This window comes from Mycobacterium asiaticum DSM 44297, from assembly GCF_000613245.1.
Classification (GTDB): Bacteria; Actinomycetota; Actinomycetes; order Mycobacteriales; family Mycobacteriaceae; genus Mycobacterium; species Mycobacterium asiaticum.
In genome coordinates, this window is the sequence record NZ_HG964936.1 from 478,024 (window position 1) to 495,836 (window position 17,813).

Here is a 17,813-nt window from a genome sequence, read left to right on the forward strand (position 1 = left end):
CCAATTTGTTGGGTTTGCTGTGAGGCCCTTTTAACCGAGTCTCCCGGTGGGTACCTACGGAAAGTCAGGTACGGTCGGACGGCCTTCGGGAGGGTTACAGTGACGACGAATTCCAGCACGCAAGCGGCACGCTCAGATCTGCCCAGCCATACCCGGATCGCCATCGTGGGCAGCGGGTTCTCCGGACTGGGCGCGGCTGTAAAACTCAGCGAGGCCGGTCACCAGGACTTCATCGTGCTGGAGCGCGGTGACGATGTCGGCGGTACCTGGCGCGACAACACCTATCCCGGCGCGGCGTGTGACGTGCCGTCCCATTTGTACTCGTATTCGTTTGCTCTGAACCCGAATTGGACGCGATCGTTCTCGAGTCAGCCGGAGATCCAGGAGTACATCCGCGGGGTCGCCAAGGACGCGGGCGTGCTGGATCGCCACGTCTTCAACTGCCACGTCAAAAGAGCGGTCTGGTCGGAAGAGGACAGGCAGTGGGAACTGTCGACCACTCGAGGATCAATGACCGCTGAGGTATTGATCGGCGCATTCGGCGCCCTGGCCGAGCCTAAGCTGCCCGACATTCCCGGTATCGATGACTTCGCCGGGACGCTGTTCCACTCAGCACAGTGGAACCACGATGCTGATCTGACCGGAAAGCGCGTCGCGGTGATCGGCACCGGAGCCTCGGGGATCCAGATAGTCCCGGCCATCGTCGACAAGGTCGAGCACATCGACGTCTATCAACGCACGGCGCCGTGGCTCCTGCCCAGATTCGACCGTCCCTTCTCACGACCGGAACAATGGGCGTTCCGGAAGTTCCCGGGATTGCTGCGGCTGGCCCGGGCCGGCATCTATGCGGCACGCGAGACCCAAGTCGTAGGGTTGGCCAAGTACCCAAGGATGATGAAGCCCTTCGAGTTGATTTCGCGCGCCAAGATTCGCTTTGAAATCAAGGACCCAGAGTTGCGGCGCAAAGTCACACCGAACTTCCGCATCGGATGTAAGCGGATGCTGATCGCCAACGACTGGTACCGCGCCCTGGACAGTGACCACGTCGAACTGGTCACCGACGGCATCGACAAAATCGACGGAAACGCAATCATCACGAAGGACGGCACTAGGCGCGAAGTCGACGCGCTGGTCGTCGCAACGGGTTTCCAGGTCACCGATTCACCGATGTTCGACACCATCTGCGGTAGCGACGGGCGGAGTTTGAGCCAGACCTTCGCGGACGGTGGCATGCGCGCCTACAAGGGTTCGACGATCGCGGGCTTTCCTAACCTTTTTGTGCTGATTGGGCCGAACACCGGCTTAGGGCACACATCGATGGTCTACATGATCGAGTCCCAACTCAATTACGTTGTCGACGCCATCAACACCATGACCCGCCGTGGCATCAGCCGAATCGAGGTGCGCCGGGACGTGCTCGATGACTACAACGACATGCTGCAGCGCAAGCTAGCCGGATCGGTGTGGATGACTGGTGGGTGCGGCAGTTGGTACCTGGACGCTCAAGGCAACAACACCACCTTGTGGCCGGACTTCACGTTCCGATTCCGCAAGCAGACCAAGCGGTTCGACATCGACGCCTACGAAACGTCAACTGCCGCCGATGCTGAAGCGACGCCCGCCCTCAGCGGGCACGGCGGATAGCGAGCAGCCGCCGACTTGTCATGATGTGCCGGGGACTCGGCGAAAGGCGATTGATGCATCCGGGTCGCGTTACTGGTCGTCGCCGTCGCGATTCCGGAACCAAGCATCCTCGACGACGGTGGATCCTTACCGCCCGTCGTCGTCCGTTGACGGGCCGCAGAGTCACACAGTCGCGCGGTCTCGGCCGTCCCAATACGGCTTGCGCAGATCCTTTTTGAGGATCTTGCCGGTCGGGTTGCGGGGCAGCGCGTCAGCAATGTCGATGGTCTTGGGGCATTTGTAGGCGGCCAGTCGCTCCCGGGTGAACGCGATCAGCTCCTGCTCGGTGACCTCACCCTCAAGCGCGACAACGGCTTTGACGACCTCACCCCACTTCTCGTCCGGCACCCCGATGACGGCGACCTCCATCACCGCCGGATGTTCGGCCAGGACCCGCTCCACCTCGATCGAGTAGATGTTCTCCCCGCCCGAGATGATCATGTCCTTGAGCCGGTCCTCCACGAAGATGTATCCGTCTTCGTCGACGCGACCGATATCGCCGGTGCGGAACCACCCGTCCTCGGTGATGGCTTCGGCCGTTGCCTCCGGCTTGTTGTGGTAGCCCTTCATCAATTGCGGTGAGCGGAACCACAATTCACCCTGCTCACCGGTCGGCACGTCTTTCAAGGTGTAGGGGTCGACGACTCGCACCTCGGCGTTGGGCACCAGCGTCCCCGCGCTGCTTAACCGCTCCGGGTGATCCTGCGCCCGATGCGCCTCCGGCAACAGGTGGCTGATCACACCGCACAATTCGGTCAGGCCGTAGGCCTGGATGAAGTCGGTGTTCGGCCACGCTTTCAGCGCCGCGCGCAGCAGCGGCAGTGGCATTGGCGACGCGCCATACGAATACGTCTTCAGCGCGCCGAATAGTTTCACGGCGTCCTCACCCGACTCGAGCACTTTGGCCAGCACAGCCGGAACCAGGAACGTCCGGTTGGCGCCCTTCAGGATTGCCCCGGCCAACGTCATGCCGTCGACGTCGCGGGTCATCACGCTCGGGACCCCGTCGTGAATCCCGAACTGCACGTACGACGAACCGCCCACGTGGAACAGCGGCATGGACACCATGCTCTTGTCGCCGGGGTCGAAATCGAAGCCCTCGTGTGCGTTGAGCGTGTGCGCGATCATGTTCGCCTGCGTCAACTCGACGCCCTTCGGGCGCCCCGTGGTGCCGGAGGAGTACATGATGATGCACACGTCGTCCGGTTCGACATCCGGGGAACGATCGACCGGTTTCGCCCCGGCCAGCAGCGCCTCGTACTGGTCGCCCTCGGCTCCGTCGGGGGTGACCTCGAACACGTGCTCGACGTTGGTGAGCGCCCCGCGCACCTTCTCCACGTTCGGCTTCAGCTCGGATCCGACGATCAACACCTTGGCGCCGGAATCGTTGAGCACATAGTCGAGTTCGTCCGCCGCCAACCGGAAATTGATGATGGCGTTCGCCGCGCCCAGCGACGCGGCGGCGAGCGTCAGCTCGACGCAGGCCGGATGGTTCTTGTCCAGAAACGCCACCACATCCCCACGCCGTACGCCGAGCTCGGTGAGGGCGCCGGCCAACCGGCGCACCCGGTCATTCCACTGCGCCCAGGTCCAGTTGCGGTCGAGGTAGTCGATGGCTTCCTCGTCGGGCTTGGTGGCGGCCCAATGGGCGAGGCGCTCGTCGAGGAAGCGTGGGTCTGCTAGATCCGGCATGCCGTGAGCCTTCCATTGTCGATCGAACAGGGCATCAGTTGATCCGCGCGCTACCGCCCAGACCAATTTCCAACACGCTGCCGGTCACCACCCCGGGGTCGGTGACCAGGTAGACCACGCCGCGGCTGACGTCCTCGGGTTGCAGCCACGGTTGCGGGATCGGGTTGGCCTTCATCATCCGCCGCACCAAGTCGTCGGGGATGTCGTCACCGCCCGTGGGTTGCACCATCGGTGTCTGCGTCGTGGTCGGGCAGACGACATTGACGGTGACGCCCTCTTTGGCGACCTCGAGTGCGACCGACTTGGCCAATCCGATCACGCCCCACTTGGTGGCGTTGTAGGCCGCGAGCTCAGGGATGCCCATCCGACCGCCCATGGATGAGGTCACCACGACCCGGCCGAACCGCTGTCGCCGCATCACCGGGATGACGGCCCGCAGCGTATGAAAGACACCGGTCAGATTGGTGTCGACCAGTTGCCGCCAGATTTCATCGCTGACCTGATCCAGCGGTCCGGTGCTGACCACGCCGGCGTTGGCCACCACGATGTCCAGGCTGCCCATGTCTTTGACGGTCTGCTCGACGACGGCGTTGACCTGCGCCGAGTCACGCACATCGACGGCCACCGGCAGGCACCGCCGGCCCAGCTCTTCGACTAACTTGGCCGTCTCGCGCAGGTCGTCCTCGGTGCCGAGGGGATAGGTCAGGCCGGTCATCGGTGCCGGTGCGTCGGCGGCGACGATGTCGGCGCCTTCGGCCGCCAGCGCCAATGCATGCGCCCGGCCCTGCCCGCGAGCCCCTCCGGTGATCAGTGCAACCCGTCCGTCCAAGACACCCATAGCGCGCAAGGTTAACGGGTAAGCGTCAGCACTTCGCGAGGCTAGTGCCGCGTTCGGGGTGGGAGCGGCTTCGGGATGCAGGCCCCGCGGACACATCCCAGGACTCCGCGGATTGGCGGGGGTGCCGCTTGGGGAGGCGGCACGTGACAGCCGGCGTCCAGGCAGGGCGGGCCGGGAGCGACCGGATCGGCTTGCGCGACTGGCGGGCCGGCAATAGTCAGCGCGGCCGCAGCCAACACTGCGGCCATCAACAACTTCACGGCGCACACCTGCCTTCGAACTGACTGCATGTAGACACCACGATAGTCCTTGCGGCGTGGTTCGAAGCTGTCAGTTCGGTGCGCATAGGCTTTACATATGGGCGCCGGTGAGCAGCGGGCGGGAGTAGAGCTGACCAACCTGGACCAGCCGCTGAGTCCCGAGGCCGGCGCCACCAAGCGCGACCTGATCGACTACCTGGACGCGGTGGCCGACAGGATGCTGCCCGCACTGGCTGACCGTCCGCTGACCGTGCTGCGGGTGCTGCGCGGGCGCGCGCCCTTCATGCAGAAGAACGCACCTAAGTACACCCCAGACTGGGTACGAACGGTGGTCATCTGGGCGGAGGCGTCCCATCGCGAAGTGCATTACCCGGTGTGTGACGACCGCCGGACGCTGCTGTGGCTCGCCAATCAGCGAGCCGTCGAATACCACCCCGCGTTGGGGTTGGCGGACAACATCTATCGGCCCACCCACCTCGTGCTCGACCTCGACCCGCCGGCCGAGAACGGCTTTTCCGCAGTGATTAAGGTGGCGCATCTGGTGCGCCGGGCGCTGCGGGACTGCGGCTTGGATGGCGCGGTTAAGACCAGCGGCGCCAAAGGTATTCACGTATTCGTACCGATCGATGACCATGCGCCGGTGGATGATGTCGCGGCCGCGACCCGGGCCCTCGCCGCTCGCGCCGAAGCGCTCGACCCCGCGTTGGCGACGACGGCGTTTATCGTCGAGGATCGTGCGGGGAAGGTATTCGTCGACGCGACACGTGCGGGGGGTGCCACCGTGGCCGCCGCCTACAGCCCGCGATTGCGCTCCGGCACTCCGGTGTCGTTCCCGTTGGACTGGTCCGACCTGGACCGGGTGAGCCCCGCCGACTTCACCGTGCACTCGGCGATCGACGCCCTCGGCAGCCGCGACCCCTGGGCCGAGTCGATGCCCGGGCCGCAACGCCTGCCGCATGATCTGATTGAGCAAGGCCGCGCGATTCCGGTCGCTCGGGTGGCCGCGATGCATGAGGGAAAGCGACGTGCCCGGGCGCGACGAGCGCGCGAGAACTGAGGAGCAGCGGTGTCTACGTTCAAGCGGTACCTGGGAATTCAACTCTCGATATTCATCTTCGGCATCGTGGGGCCGATCTTCCTGATCATGTTCTTTGCGTCGCAGCCGGATCCACAGATGCGGTGGGCGTTCTGGACAGGGTTGTTCATCACCTACGCCGACATCATGATCGCGCTGGCAATCACCAAGGGAACGCTAGACAACGACAAACCGCCCTCGGACGTCCGTGTCGCGCTGGCGGTGGCCAAGCGCCTGCAGCGCAAGCAAGGCTTCGTGCTGGACGGCGACCCGTCGTTGTCCGAGTAGTGGTTATTCGATTCGCGAAGCCTGGTAGTACGCGATCTTTGCGCCGCCGTCGCCCTCGGTGATCAGTACGCCGATGCGCACGCTGATCGTCGGTCGATCGGGGAAGGAGAAGTCGGCGTGCAGGTATGCGAGCACGCCGCCGGCCCTCGGGCGGGTTTCCAGGATGTCGTAGGACACCGTCATGCCGAGCGCTTGCGAGTCGTAGTACGCAGCAACGCCTTGCGGCCCAACGCTGTACGGCCGCAGACCCTGAAAGATGGCATCATCGGTGAACAGCTCGGCAACCCGCTGCGGTTCGTGGGCGTCGATGTTGGCCTTCCAGCGGTCCATCACCGCACGGACCACCTGTGCTGCGTCAGTGTCCGGCACTTTGACCTCCATCCACGTGCAGGATCTCCCCGGTGACGAACGAGTTGCCCTCCAAGTAGAGCACCGCGTCGACGACCTCACCGATCTCGCCGAGTCGTCCGAGTGGATGCATCCGGGCTAGGAAGTCGTGCGTCGACGGGTCATGCATCGGTGTGCGAATGTTGCCCAGCGCGACCGCGTTGACGCGGATGCCGCGGTCCGCGTATTCGACCGCCAACGCTTTGGTCGCAGCGTTGAGTCCGCCCTTGGTCAGGGACGCCAACGCCGACGGAACCTGGGAGTTCGGGTGGTCGACAAGACTGGTGGATATGTTGACGACGTGCCCGCCGCCCTCGCGGGACAGCATAGCGGCGATAGCGGCGCGCGAAACTTCAAAGAAGCCACGCAGATTCACCCCAGTGACCGCATCGTAGTCTGCGTCGGTGTACTCGGTGAACGGCTTCGGGACGAAGATCCCGGCATTGTTGACCACGGTGTCGACCCGGCCGAAACGCTCCAGCGCCGTCGTGACGATGCGCCCGCCGACCCCGGGCTGCGCCACGTCGCCCGGTACGGCGAGCACCAGCGGATCGCTGGTCTCACTGATGCGGCGTGAGTTGGCCACCACGGCGTAGCCGCGTTCGCGGTAACCGGTGACGAGTGCGTCACCGATCCCCTGCGAGGCGCCGGTGATGATGGCGACGCGTTCACTCATTGGCAGAACCCCTTCTGACTGTGGTGCACTCGTCAACGACCATTTGGCTGCGGTGAATTCCGGCCGCCCAGAGTGAATGGAACCACATGGTGACTCAGCCCGACATCGCCGTCGTCGGCGTCCACGTCCTCGACACGCACATCGTCGGGGTCGCCTCGATTCCGGCGGGGTCCGACGGTCAGCTGGTCGAGACGATCAAAGTGTCCCCGGCCGGCACTGCGGGCGGTACCGCCGTCGTGCTGAGCCGCCTCGGGGCCCACGTCCGCTCCTATGGAGCCGTCGGGGCCGACCCGCTCGGCGACATCCTGTTGTCGTTGCTCGGGTCCAACGGTGTGGATGTCAGCGGTTTGGTGCAGATCGTGGGGAGCCAAACCTCGGCGTCGGTGATTCCGGTGCGGCCCAACGGCGATCGCCCCGCATGGCACTGCGTCGGAGCCAACGCCGCCTTCAGCCTCGACGCGGTCGACCTCGACGAGGTCGCCGGCGGAACCCATGTGCATCTCGGTGGTCCCGAGTTCCTGGGCGGGGCCGCGGCCGCAACATTGCTGCGGCACGCCAAGGACAACGGGTGCAGTACTTCCATCGACATCCTCGCCGCCGGCGACCCGGGCTTGCTGTCCTGGATCAGCGAGGCCTTTCCGCACACCGACTACCTGCTGCCCAACGACGAGCAGGTTCTTGGGTTCACCGGTGAAGCCGACCTGGAAACGGGCGCGCGGAAACTGCTGGCCGCCGGCGTGCGTTGTGTCGCCGTCACCAGAGGGCGGGAGGGCGCACTGGTGGTCACCGCGGATGACGCCTTCGCCGTGCCGGCCTACGCCGTGGACGTCGTCGACACCACCGGATGCGGCGACGCGTTCTCCGCCGGATTCCTTCTTGGCCGAGCTATCGGGCGTGATCTCGCCGAATCAGCGCGGCTGGGTTGCGCGGTGGCGGCGCAGGTGGCCGGCGGCCTGGGCACTGATGCCGGGCTGTACGACCTTGCGGTCGTCGACGATTTCGCCGCTCAGAACCAGGGCCCGGGATAGCGGCCGTCGGCGTCCTGCACCAACACGATTTCCTTGCAGTCGCCCCGCTGGGCGGGTGCCGTCTCACCCTGGCAGACCAGCGTCCAGCCCGTTATCCGGCCGAACGGTCGACCGGACCAGGTGGATGCGACCGGGTCGGTGCTGGGCAGGGCGAGCACCGAGAACGTGCCGCCGGTGTTGGTGACATACAAGTGGTCACCGAAGAACGCCAGCTTCGAGATCGGCTGTTTCTTGGCGTCGTCCCGGTTGGTCAGCAGATCCCAGTGCTGGGTGCGCAGATTCCACACGCCATAGCCGAACTGCGAGGTATCCGAGCCACGGCCGTCGACGAACAACTTCCCGTCCGACAACGTCGCCACCAGGCCGCCGCCGGAAATGCGTTCGCTGTCACCGATTTTGATCAGGGTCCGGGTACTCAGATCGAAAAACTCGGTGGACATCACCGGCGGCGTCTGTGAATCCCAATGGGTGATCTGCACCAATCTGTCTGGCCCGTCGGACAACTCGCCGTCTACGGTGGCGATGTCATTGTCCTGATAGATGGGTTCGCCGGTGGGCAGGCGCAATTCCGCGCCCACCGTGCTGCCGGGCACGGTGCTGCGCTGGAAGGACAGCACGTCCTGCCATACCCGCCCCTGCTGGGGGTCAGTCCACAGCTCGGCCAGATCGGTGTTGGAAAGGACGACCGTCCTCGGTGGTGCCACCGCTGCACGGGCGTCGGTGTAAGCGTTGATCCAGGCGACGCCGGTTGTGGTCGGCGCGAGTCGCCAGTCCTTCGCGGGGGCCAGCTTGCGCTCGGGGTTCGGCGGTTGCAGGTCCCTGGTGGCCAGCGGCTGGCTGGACTTCAGGTCGAACACGTAGGCGGTGGTCCTGGCCGGGCCGGGTTGCGGCCCGTTCCCGGGTTTGACGGTGGTGACGACGTACACGACCTTCATGTCGCTGACGTTGTTCGACAGCGCGCACATGGCGCCGGTGACGGTTTCGCCGGCCGCCACCGCGGGCACCGCCGGCATGATCAAATCGGCGGATTTCGGGTCCAGGATTTTCGGCCGAATGTCTTCGAGTGCGGATTTGCTGGCCGAGAATTCACTCGGGCACCCGAAGTAGACGGTTTCGCCGTAGGTTTTCCAATCCTTGGCCAACGCGCTGATGTGCTGGGGTGGTGGCGCAACGGTGTTGGGCGGCGGTTTGATCGTGGTCTGCGTGGTGTGGGCGGCGGGGGGAGTCACCGTCGCGGTGGTGGCACAAGAGGCAATGGCCAGGCAGCCAAAAGCGGCGGCCAGCGCGCGCAAGCGTCTGGACGCGAACAGCCCGGTAGGCACTCTCATGGCATTTCCCCCCGCGGAGTGGTGTCCATTGAGCCTAAAGGCCTTCGTAGCGGACGGCGAATCGGGCAATTCTCGGCCGCGGCAATTGCGATCCTTAAGAGTTTGCACTGATGTTTTGCTGTGGTAGTTGCGCAGATGCTGGATAACATGAGCGCAACAGCCCGTCTGGACACGTTGAACTGGAGCGATGTGGGCGTGCACGAGCTGCCGACCGGGACGGTGACGCTGCTACTTGCCGACATCGAAGGCTCCACCCGGCTTTGGGAGACCCGGCCCGAGGAGGCCGCGGCCGCCGTCGCGCGGCTGGACCGCACCCTGAGCGATCTTGTCAGCACGCATCACGGAGTCCGCCCGATCGACCAGGGCGAAGGCGACAGCTTCGTCGTCGCTTTCAACCGGGCCGGCGATGCGGTGGCCTGTGCACTCGCCCTGCAACGTGCCGACCTCTCGCCAATCCGGCTGCGCATCGGTCTGCACACCGGCGATGTCCAGCTGCGCGATCCGAACAGTGGCGAGGCGAGCTATATCGGATCTGCCATCAACCGCACCGGCCGGCTGCGGGACCTGGCACACGGGGGTCAGACTGTGCTGTCGAGTGCGACTGAGGCGATGGTCGTCGACAACTTGCCCGCCGACGCGTGGCTGGCGGAGTTGGGGACCTATCAACTGCGCGACCTGCCGCGCCCGGAACGCGTGCTGCAGCTGTGCCATCCGGATCTGAACAACGAATTCGCGCCCTTGCGAACAGTGAAAAGTGTTGCTGCTCATAATCTGCCGGTCCAGCTGACCACCTTCGTGGGCCGTGCGGAGCAACTCGGCGAAGTACGAGAGGCGCTATGTGGTGGTCGGCTGGTGACGTTGACGGGTGCCGGCGGCGTAGGCAAGACGCGGCTCGCGGTAGAGGCTGCGGCTTCGATGGCCGATCAATTCGACGGCGGAGTGTGGTTCGTCGACCTGGCGCCGATCGCTGAACCGGACATCTTAATGATCGCGGTGGCGCGCGCTTTGGGTCTGCCCGACCAACCCAGTCGCTCGACCAAGGAGACGCTGCTTGCCTTCATCGGCGACCGGGAGATGCTTGTTGTCCTGGACAACTGTGAGCATCTCCTGGATGCGACGGCGGCTGCCGTCGAGGCGCTGCTCGGTGGTTGCGCCGGGTTGCGTCTGCTGATCACCAGCCGGGAGCCCATCGGCGTCGCGGGGGAGGCTACATGGCGGGTGCCGTCGCTGTCGCTGAACGATGAGGCGATCGAATTGTTCGTCGACCGTGCACGCCTGGTCCGGCCGGATTTCGTGGTCGGCGCGGACAGTGTCGCGGTCAGCGAGATCTGCCGGCGGCTCGACGGTATGCCCCTGGCAATCGAGCTTGCCGCGGCCCGGGTGCGCGCGCTATCGGTCGAGGAGATTCGCGACAGCCTGCACGATCGCTTTCGTCTGCTCACCGGCACCACCCGCACAGCGGTCCGGCGCCAGCAGACTCTTCGCGCGTCGGTCGATTGGTCGCACGCCCTGCTGACCCAAGCGGAACAGGTGCTGTTTCGCCGGCTCGCCGTGTTCGTCGGCGGCTTCGACCTGGCGGCGGCGCGGGCGGTCGCCGGGGGCAGTGACATCGAGCGCTATCAGGTACTGGATCAAGTCACTCTGTTGGCGGACAAGTCGCTGGTTGTCGTCGAAAGTTCAAGTGATGCAACGCGTTATCGATTGCTGGAGACCGTGCGTCAATATGCGCTGGAGAAGCTGGGTGAGTCCGGGGAAGGTGAGGATGTGCGCGCCCGGCACCGTGACCATTACCTGGCCATCGCGGGTGCACTCGACGACCCAGCCCGAGCAAGCGACGGGCGGTACATCGCGCTGGCCGAAGCGGAGATCGACAATCTGCGGGCTGCGTTCAGCTGGAGTCTCGACAGCGGAGATACCGAAACCGCTTTGCGAATGGCGTCCCTCCTCGCCCCGCTCTGGGTGGTTCGTGGTCGCATTCAAGAGGCTTTGATGGGCTGGTTCGATGTCGCACTCTCCGAAAGCCACTCCGGCGCAGTATCTCCGTCCGCGGTGTCGCGCGCTTTAGCCGACAAGGCCGTACTGCATACCTGGGCTGTCGGTACCGATGGCGGTGACTGGGCCGAGCAGGCCGTGGCGATGGCTCGTGAGATCGGCGACCCAGCTCTGCTGGTGCGGGCCCTCACCGCCTGTGCCGTCATGGCCGCCAGTCAGGGCGAAGCGAAACAAGACTACTTTGACGAGACGATCAGCTTGGCGCGCTCCTTGGGGGATACGTGGACCCTTGGTCAGGTGCTCGGTTGGCAAGCAAGCTTTGCGTTCCTGGCCGGGGATCCGACGACTGTGCGGCAATTGGCCAGCGAGGGGCACCGAATGGCGGCCGAGAGCGGCGATGAATTCACCCTTCGGTACTGCGGCATCTGGCTGTCCTGGGCGCAATTGGTCAACGGCGATGTGGTCGGCGCCACATCCCGACTGCGCGAGATCGAAATCGACGCGCAGGCGACCCAGGATGCACTTTCGTGGGCTTTGGCCACGATCTTCGGCGGTCTGGCGCTGTCCTACCGCGGCGATATTCCGGCCGCGCGGCTTGTTCTGAGCGCACCGATGCGGGTGATCACCGATCTCGGTGGTCTCTGGCTGGGCAATGCCCACGGTGTGCATGCTCAGGCGGCCCTGGCTGCAGGTGCCGTGGGCGACCTTGAATCGGCAAGCGCTGCGGCCTGGGAGGAACTGCAGGTCAACCGCTTTCACCAGCAGATGTACCTCTACTTACTCGCGGAGGCTGCACTGGCCCAGAATGAACTGCACACTGCGCGTACACAGGCCGACGATGCCGTCGCCCAGAGCCGGGGCTGGCATCGAGCGCTGTCGTTGGTAACTCGGGCACGAGTTGCGATCGCAGCTGGCGAATTTGAAAAGGCGGACCGGGACGTGCACGAAGCGCTGGCTTTGGCGGTCAGCCTAGATGTGCTCCTAGCCGTTCCCGACTTGTTGGAGCTACTGGCGACTTTGGCCCTCGGCGCTGGCCGTCATCCGGATGCCGCCCGGTTGTTGGGGGCCGCCGAAGAGTTGCGGCAGCGGATGGGCTCGGTTCGGTTCAAGTCCTATGACGGCGACCATGACGATGTGCTGGCACGTCTGCGAGAGGCTCTGGGCGACACAGGCTTCGAGGAAGCGTGGGGTGCGGGTGCCGCGCTGTCCGCCGAGGAGTCGATCGCCTACGCCCAACGAGGCCGAGGTCAACGGAAGCGACCGAGCAGCGGCTGGGGATCGCTCACACCCACCGAGCGCGCCGTCGTCGAATTGGTGAGTGACGGATTATCCAACAAGGCAATCGCGGCAAAGCTTTTCATCTCATTGCGGACGGTGGAAAGCCACCTCACCCACATCTACACCAAGGTGGGACTGGCCTCTCGGGTGCAACTCGTTCAGGAGGCGGCGCGCCATGCCCGATCAGGCGTCGTGGTAGACCAAAAGCCATGACGGGCCTTGCCGAACAAACACGCTGGATGGACGCCACCGACCAGGCGGCGCTCGTCGCCCGGGGCGAGGTGACGCCCAGCGAGTTGATGGACGCGGCGATCGAACGCATCGAACAGTCGAACCCGGCGCTGAACGCGGTCGTCATCGAATGGTTCGAGCACGCCCGGTCGGTGGCGGCCGACCCCGCCCTGCCCGACGGCCCGTTCCGCGGCGTGCCCTTTCTGCTGAAGGACCTCTACACCAGCTTCGCCGGCCAGACGATGTCCAACGGCAACGTCGCACTCAAAGACGCGGGCCGAATCGACACCACCGACACCACCCTGGTGTCCCGGTTCAAAGCGGCCGGACTCGTCATCGCCGGGCGGACGAACAGTCCCGAGATGGGCAGCCTGCCCACCACGCAGCCGCTGGCCTGGGGACCCACCCGCAACCCATGGGATCTGGACCGCACCCCGGGCGGCTCCAGTGGCGGGGCGGCCGCAGCGGTGGCCGTCGGGATGGTCCCGTTCGCCAATGCCTCCGACGGCGGCGGCAGCATCCGGATCCCGGCGTCGTGCTGCGGTCTGGTGGGGCTCAAGCCGAGCCAGGGCCGGATCACCGTCGGCCCGCTACGCGCCGAGGTGGGTCTGGGAGTGGAGCTGTGCGTGAGCCGCACCGTACGCGACACGGCGGGACTGCTGGACGCGGTGCGCGGACCCGGTGTCGGCGACACCGTCATCGCGCCCGCGCCGCTTCGGCCCTACCTCGACGAGGTCGGTGCCGAACCTGGCCGGCTGCGCATCGGACTACTCGACTTCCACCCGCGCGGCGGCTTCGTCCATCAGGATTGCGTCGACGCGGTGCAATCCGCCGCGTCAATGCTGGAAAGTCTCGGGCACATCGTCGAGCCTGCGTGGCCGCCGTGTCTGGCCGATACGACGTTGCAGCAGAAGTTCATGGCGTTGTGGGCTACGCAGCTGGCAATGGCGGCGCGGGGCTTCAGCGCGACGCTGGGCCGCGAGGTGACCGCCGCGGACATCGAACCGGTGAACTGGGTGCTTATCGAGCGGGCGCGGCACGTGAGTGCCGTTGACTATGCCGCGGCCGAGAACGCGGTGTACGCGTTCCGGCGTGCGCTGCAGCAGTGGTGGGCCGACGGTTGGGACCTGTTGCTCACCCCGACGGTTTCCGAGCCGCCAATTCCGTTGGTGGAGTTCGAGAACAACCCGGAACACCCTACGGCGCCGATGCGCCGCGGCGGTGAGTTCGCGGCGTTCACACCACCGTTCAACATGAGTGGGCAGCCGGCGATCAGCCTTCCCGTGCATCGCAATGCCGACGGCCTACCGATCGGTGTTCAACTCGCCGCTGCCTACGGCAGGGAGGACGTGCTGATTCGCATTGCCGCGCAACTCGAGTCGGCGCATCCGTGGGCGGGGTACCGCCCGACGGCCTGACCGCCCCGTTCACTTGCGCTCACCGTTGAACCGGGCTCGCGCGACGTCGGCCGCGCCGTTGCCCGTGACCAGCCACAGCGTCGTTAAACTCTGCACCAGGTCGTCCAGTGAGACATCGGTCTTTCCGTCCACGAAGGAGAGGATCGCCTGTGCGGTGCCGCCGATGATGAATGCTGGAGCCACCTGGGCCAGTGGATCGGATTCCAACTCCACGCCGTGGATTGTCCGTGCATGCGCGACGAGAATCGTTGTCAGACCGCGCATTACGTTGTTGCGATGTTCATGTAGCGCCGGTGATGTGGCGGTACCGCCCAGCAGCGCCCGCGCCCGCCGCGGATCGCTGATCAACGTCTGAACCACAGCCTGCACGGCGGCGCGTGCCTGTTCCTCGATCGGGCCGGCCGCCGCACCGACTGCCGCGGCCAACGTCGCCGCACCCACCTCCCCAGCAATTTCGTCGACTGCGGCGGCTGCCACGGCATCGAGGCCGTCGAAGTTCTCGTAGAAATATCGCTTGTTGAGCCCGGCCGCGGCGCACAGCTTGTCGACCGTCACCGCGCGCCACTCCTCGCCGGCCATCACGTCCAGGGCCGCGTCGATCAACCGCCCGCGGCGCTGCAATCGGCGCTGCTCGGCCGACTGGCCCCCATAGCTGCGTTGCGGGACCTCGGACACCACTCGATCGTCGCACCTTTCCAGCTCGCAGATGCGAGTGCCTTGACAACCCGGCACGTATCCGGCACGGTTTCGTACCAGAATCAGTGTGGCACGAATTCGTACCAAAAGGAGAGTGGCGGCTATGACACGCACTTCGGCGACGACCACCCGAGGCGGCCGGGACACGGACCGACCCGTCCGGGCCGATGCATCGGTGCTGGCCGAACTGCGTGAATCAGTCAAGGGATCGCCGGCCCTCGCCCGCCGCCAGGGCTGGGATTATCTGCGCGACTTGGGGCAACGAGGGCGGCGCGACCAGCTTGCGGCGATCTTCGCCCAGGGGACGGCCCCAGCGGGACCTGACGGCGCGCTCGAGGGACTGATCGTCGGCAAGCTGTTCGGCATCCCCGAAGCGCATCTGGCAAACCCGCTGCTGAAGATCAATCCGACCTGGCGGGGAAAGACCTTCAACCTGGCCGCCGGGACGGGGTTCAACAGACTGGCGCCAATTGCATGGGCCGCGATGCCGATCATCGCCCCGGGCTATCGGGGGCTGCGGCGAATCGGACGCGAGGCCAAGGGATTTCACTTCACCCACCGCATCGACACCGCCGCCGTGGAGCCGTTCATCAAGATCCGTGCGCTGGACTACGGCGTCGAGGAATACCGGAATCCCAGCGTTCGCACCTTCCCGATCAAACGCACCCGGGACGAGATCGTCGAACTGCTTCCGGGACTGTTCCTGGGCCGCGCGCTCTTGACAATGCGCAGCGGCGAGATTCGCCTCATCGCATACTTCGCCTTGCGGGAATTCAGCGATGAGGGCGCAGTGTCGTGATCAACCTCAAGGGCGCCGTGGTCTGCGTCACCGGCGGTGCGCGGGGTATCGGGTTGGCGACGGCCACGGAACTGGCCCGCAGGGGAGCGCGAGTCCTGATGGGCGATCTGGATCTGGCCGAAGCCGAACGCGCGGCGGCACCGATCGGTGCGCTTGCTGCTCACCTCGATGTCACCGATCCCGCAAGTGTTGCTGACTTTCATTCTGTGGCACGAGATCTGGGCCCGCCCGCGATGCTGGTGAACAATGCCGGCATCCAGTACATGGGTCCGTTCGTTGATCAGAAGCTAAACCTTTTCCATCGTGAGGTCGCGGTGAATTTCGTCGGTGTCATCAACGGCATGCACGAGTTTCTGCCGGGCATGCTGGCCCGTGACTACGGCCACATCGTAAATATCGCGTCGATGGCGGCGAAGGTCACTACACCGGGAATAGCGGTCTATTGCGCTACCAAGTATGCGGTCACGGCGCTGTCACGGGCAGTCCGTGCCGAAATCGCAGGGACCGCAGTAACTATCACAACGGTACTGCCTACCGCCGTGCATACCGAGCTCACCGCCGGGGTCTCACTCGACCTCCTGCCGACCCGCCGGCCCGAACAGATCGCCCGGGTCGTTGCCGACAGCGCGCGATCCACCTTGCGCGAAGTGACCGTGCCGCGCTGGCTGGCGGCCGTCGGCGTGCTCGAGGAGGCTGCGCCCGAGCCGTTGTTGCAACGCCTGAAACAGCTCGCCACGTTGCGCCGCCCGCCGGGGCACTACGACGAACAGCGACGGCGAAACTATCTTGACCGGATCGGGCAGTGACCGCCTGGCTAGCAGTCGAATTCGATCGGCAAGCTGATCGGACCGCTCAGGCTCACCATCGGCTTCCAGGGAACCGGCCCTGACAATCGCGGATTCTGCATTCGGCCCGTGAGCACCGTGAGCGCCTCGGCAAGCTCGCGCCGGGCCAGGTTGGCGCCGAGGCAGTAGTGGATCCCACCGCCGAACGTCAGGATCGCCGGGCTCCCATGCCGGGTGATGTCGACACGCTCCGGCTCGTCATAGATCGCCGGATCCCGGTTGGCCGCAGCGGTATTGGCCAGCACCGTAGTGCCCGCCGGGAAGAGGTAACCGTCCAGCTCGGCGTCCTCGGCCACCATGCGAAGGGTTCCGCACGCGATCGGCGAGTGACGCATGGTCTCCTCAACCGCGCTCATCGCCAGCTCGGGCCGCCGCTGCAGCAGTGCCCACTGCTCGGGGTGCTCGCACAGCACCTGCACCGACGCGGCCAGTTGATTGCGGGTGGTGTCGGTTCCGGCCAACAGCAGGCCGCCGGCAAGCATGCGCAATTCGGCCGGACTCAAGCGGTCGCCGTCGTCTTCGGCGCGGATCAGGTCGGAAAGCAAGTCATCGGTGAGGCTGTGCCGGCGCCGGGCCACCATCTCGTCGACATAGTCGTCGAGCTCTCCCCAGGCCCGCATGACGTCCGGCTCGATCGCGGCTACGCCGTCGATGAAGCTGAAGGCCTTGAAGATCTCGTCGGCCCAGCGCGAAAACTGTTGCCAATCCTCGCGGGGCGCGCCCAGCAGCGCGCAGATGATCGGCACCGGATATGGGCGTGCGAGATCCGTGACGACGTCGCAACGGCCGGCGTCGGCAACCCGGTCGACCAATTCGTCCATCACGGCGACCATCGTGTCGTGCAGGCGCAGCGTGGCCCTTGGCGTGAATGCCTTCGATGTCAGGCTGCGTAGCCGGTGGTGCGCATCGCCCTCCACGCACAGCAAGCTGTTCATCACCTTCTCCCACAAGGGGCCCGAAGTGATGCCCTGCACCACCAGATTCAAGCCGGGCGGGATCCGAAACCGGTTGTCGCGCAACACCGATCGGACCAGCTGATACGAGAGCACCTCCGGTCCGAACGGGCCCAAAGCGACCGGTGCTTGCCGCCGCGCCTCCTGGATGCGGGGATAGATAGCGGCCGGGGTTTCCACCGGGTCATAGGCGAGCGTCGGCAGATCGGCATCGAAGATGTTTTTGGGCGCAATCCCGACCACCATAGTGGCCTCCTATGCAGACGAAGCTGCCACGAATGTATGGCCAGCGGAAGGCAGTGTCAACGACCGTTGCCAGCCGGAGGCGATGTCGCCATACGGAATT

15 protein-coding genes are annotated in these 17,813 nt (G+C 65.4%); 8 read left to right on the forward strand and 7 right to left on the reverse strand.

Annotated elements, in window-relative coordinates; all coding sequences use genetic code 11:
• The first annotated feature begins 99 nt into the window (after positions 1 to 99).
• Positions 100 to 1,644: a flavin-containing monooxygenase gene (locus BN972_RS02310; protein WP_200869692.1), complete on the forward strand. Its 1,545-nt coding sequence runs from the start codon at positions 100 to 102 to the stop codon at positions 1,642 to 1,644.
• Between the two features lie 162 nt (positions 1,645 to 1,806).
• On the opposite strand, the gene BN972_RS02315 is transcribed toward BN972_RS02310, so the two are convergent.
• Both BN972_RS02315 and BN972_RS02320 read right to left on the reverse strand, forming a co-directional pair.
• Positions 1,807 to 3,375 (reverse strand): long-chain-fatty-acid--CoA ligase, encoded by a 1,569-nt coding sequence (locus BN972_RS02315; protein WP_036352431.1) that lies wholly within the window; start codon positions 3,373 to 3,375, stop codon positions 1,807 to 1,809.
• Positions 3,376 to 3,409: 34 nt separating this feature from the next.
• Complete coding sequence (locus BN972_RS02320) at positions 3,410 to 4,213, reverse strand: mycofactocin-coupled SDR family oxidoreductase (protein ID WP_036352434.1); 804 nt, start codon at positions 4,211 to 4,213, stop codon at positions 3,410 to 3,412.
• Between the two features lie 357 nt (positions 4,214 to 4,570).
• Here BN972_RS02320 and ligD point away from each other — a divergent pair, with 357 nt between their 5' ends.
• Positions 4,571 to 5,530 carry a non-homologous end-joining DNA ligase gene (gene ligD, locus BN972_RS02325; RefSeq protein ID WP_036352437.1) on the forward strand — a complete coding sequence of 320 codons (960 nt, stop codon included), beginning with the start codon at positions 4,571 to 4,573 and terminating at the stop codon, positions 5,528 to 5,530.
• Between the two features lie 9 nt (positions 5,531 to 5,539).
• Positions 5,540 to 5,836 (forward strand): hypothetical protein, encoded by a 297-nt coding sequence (locus BN972_RS28025; RefSeq protein ID WP_065140859.1) that lies wholly within the window; start codon positions 5,540 to 5,542, stop codon positions 5,834 to 5,836.
• A gap of 3 nt (positions 5,837 to 5,839) precedes the next feature.
• Here BN972_RS28025 and BN972_RS02335 read toward each other — a convergent pair whose 3' ends face one another.
• Positions 5,840 to 6,205, reverse strand: coding sequence for a YybH family protein (locus tag BN972_RS02335; RefSeq protein WP_167659552.1), 366 nt, complete (start codon positions 6,203 to 6,205; stop codon positions 5,840 to 5,842).
• Positions 6,192 to 6,899: an SDR family NAD(P)-dependent oxidoreductase gene (locus BN972_RS02340; RefSeq protein ID WP_036352443.1), complete on the reverse strand. Its 708-nt coding sequence runs from the start codon at positions 6,897 to 6,899 to the stop codon at positions 6,192 to 6,194. The genes BN972_RS02335 and BN972_RS02340 overlap by 14 nt, the downstream gene beginning before the upstream one ends.
• 86 nt (positions 6,900 to 6,985) lie before the next feature.
• On the opposite strand from BN972_RS02340, the gene BN972_RS02345 reads away from it, so the two are divergent.
• Entirely contained in the window at positions 6,986 to 7,927 is a 942-nt protein-coding gene (locus BN972_RS02345; protein WP_036352446.1) for a carbohydrate kinase family protein, read from the forward strand.
• Here BN972_RS02345 and BN972_RS02350 read toward each other — a convergent pair.
• On the reverse strand, positions 7,906 to 9,255 hold the full coding sequence (locus tag BN972_RS02350; protein ID WP_051544972.1) for a hypothetical protein: 1,350 nt from the start codon (positions 9,253 to 9,255) through the stop codon (positions 7,906 to 7,908). The two genes, BN972_RS02345 and BN972_RS02350, sit on opposite strands and share 22 nt — an antisense overlap.
• Positions 9,256 to 9,402: 147 nt before the next feature.
• Here BN972_RS02350 and BN972_RS02355 point away from each other — a divergent pair, with 147 nt between their 5' ends.
• Together BN972_RS02355 and BN972_RS02360 are read left to right on the forward strand one after the other, a co-directional pair.
• Positions 9,403 to 12,738: a helix-turn-helix transcriptional regulator gene (locus BN972_RS02355; protein ID WP_235192350.1), complete on the forward strand. Its 3,336-nt coding sequence runs from the start codon at positions 9,403 to 9,405 to the stop codon at positions 12,736 to 12,738.
• Positions 12,735 to 14,174, forward strand: coding sequence for an amidase (locus BN972_RS02360; RefSeq protein WP_036352451.1), 1,440 nt, complete (start codon positions 12,735 to 12,737; stop codon positions 14,172 to 14,174). Before BN972_RS02355 ends, BN972_RS02360 begins: the two co-directional genes overlap by 4 nt.
• Before the next feature lie 9 nt (positions 14,175 to 14,183).
• On the opposite strand, the gene BN972_RS02365 is transcribed toward BN972_RS02360, so the two are convergent.
• Positions 14,184 to 14,849, reverse strand: a complete 666-nt coding sequence (locus tag BN972_RS02365; protein WP_036356312.1) for a TetR/AcrR family transcriptional regulator — start codon at positions 14,847 to 14,849, stop codon at positions 14,184 to 14,186.
• A 124-nt stretch (positions 14,850 to 14,973) separates the two neighbouring features.
• On the opposite strand from BN972_RS02365, the gene BN972_RS02370 reads away from it, so the two are divergent.
• Positions 14,974 to 15,669: a hypothetical protein gene (locus BN972_RS02370; protein ID WP_036352454.1), complete on the forward strand. Its 696-nt coding sequence runs from the start codon at positions 14,974 to 14,976 to the stop codon at positions 15,667 to 15,669.
• A complete protein-coding gene (locus tag BN972_RS02375; RefSeq protein ID WP_036352457.1) occupies positions 15,666 to 16,475 on the forward strand; it encodes an SDR family NAD(P)-dependent oxidoreductase in 810 nt (269 codons plus the stop codon). The genes BN972_RS02370 and BN972_RS02375 overlap by 4 nt, the downstream gene beginning before the upstream one ends.
• An 8-nt stretch (positions 16,476 to 16,483) precedes the next feature.
• On the opposite strand, the gene BN972_RS02380 is transcribed toward BN972_RS02375, so the two are convergent.
• Positions 16,484 to 17,713 (reverse strand): cytochrome P450, encoded by a 1,230-nt coding sequence (locus BN972_RS02380; RefSeq protein WP_036352460.1) that lies wholly within the window; start codon positions 17,711 to 17,713, stop codon positions 16,484 to 16,486.
• Positions 17,714 to 17,813 lie beyond the last annotated feature (100 nt).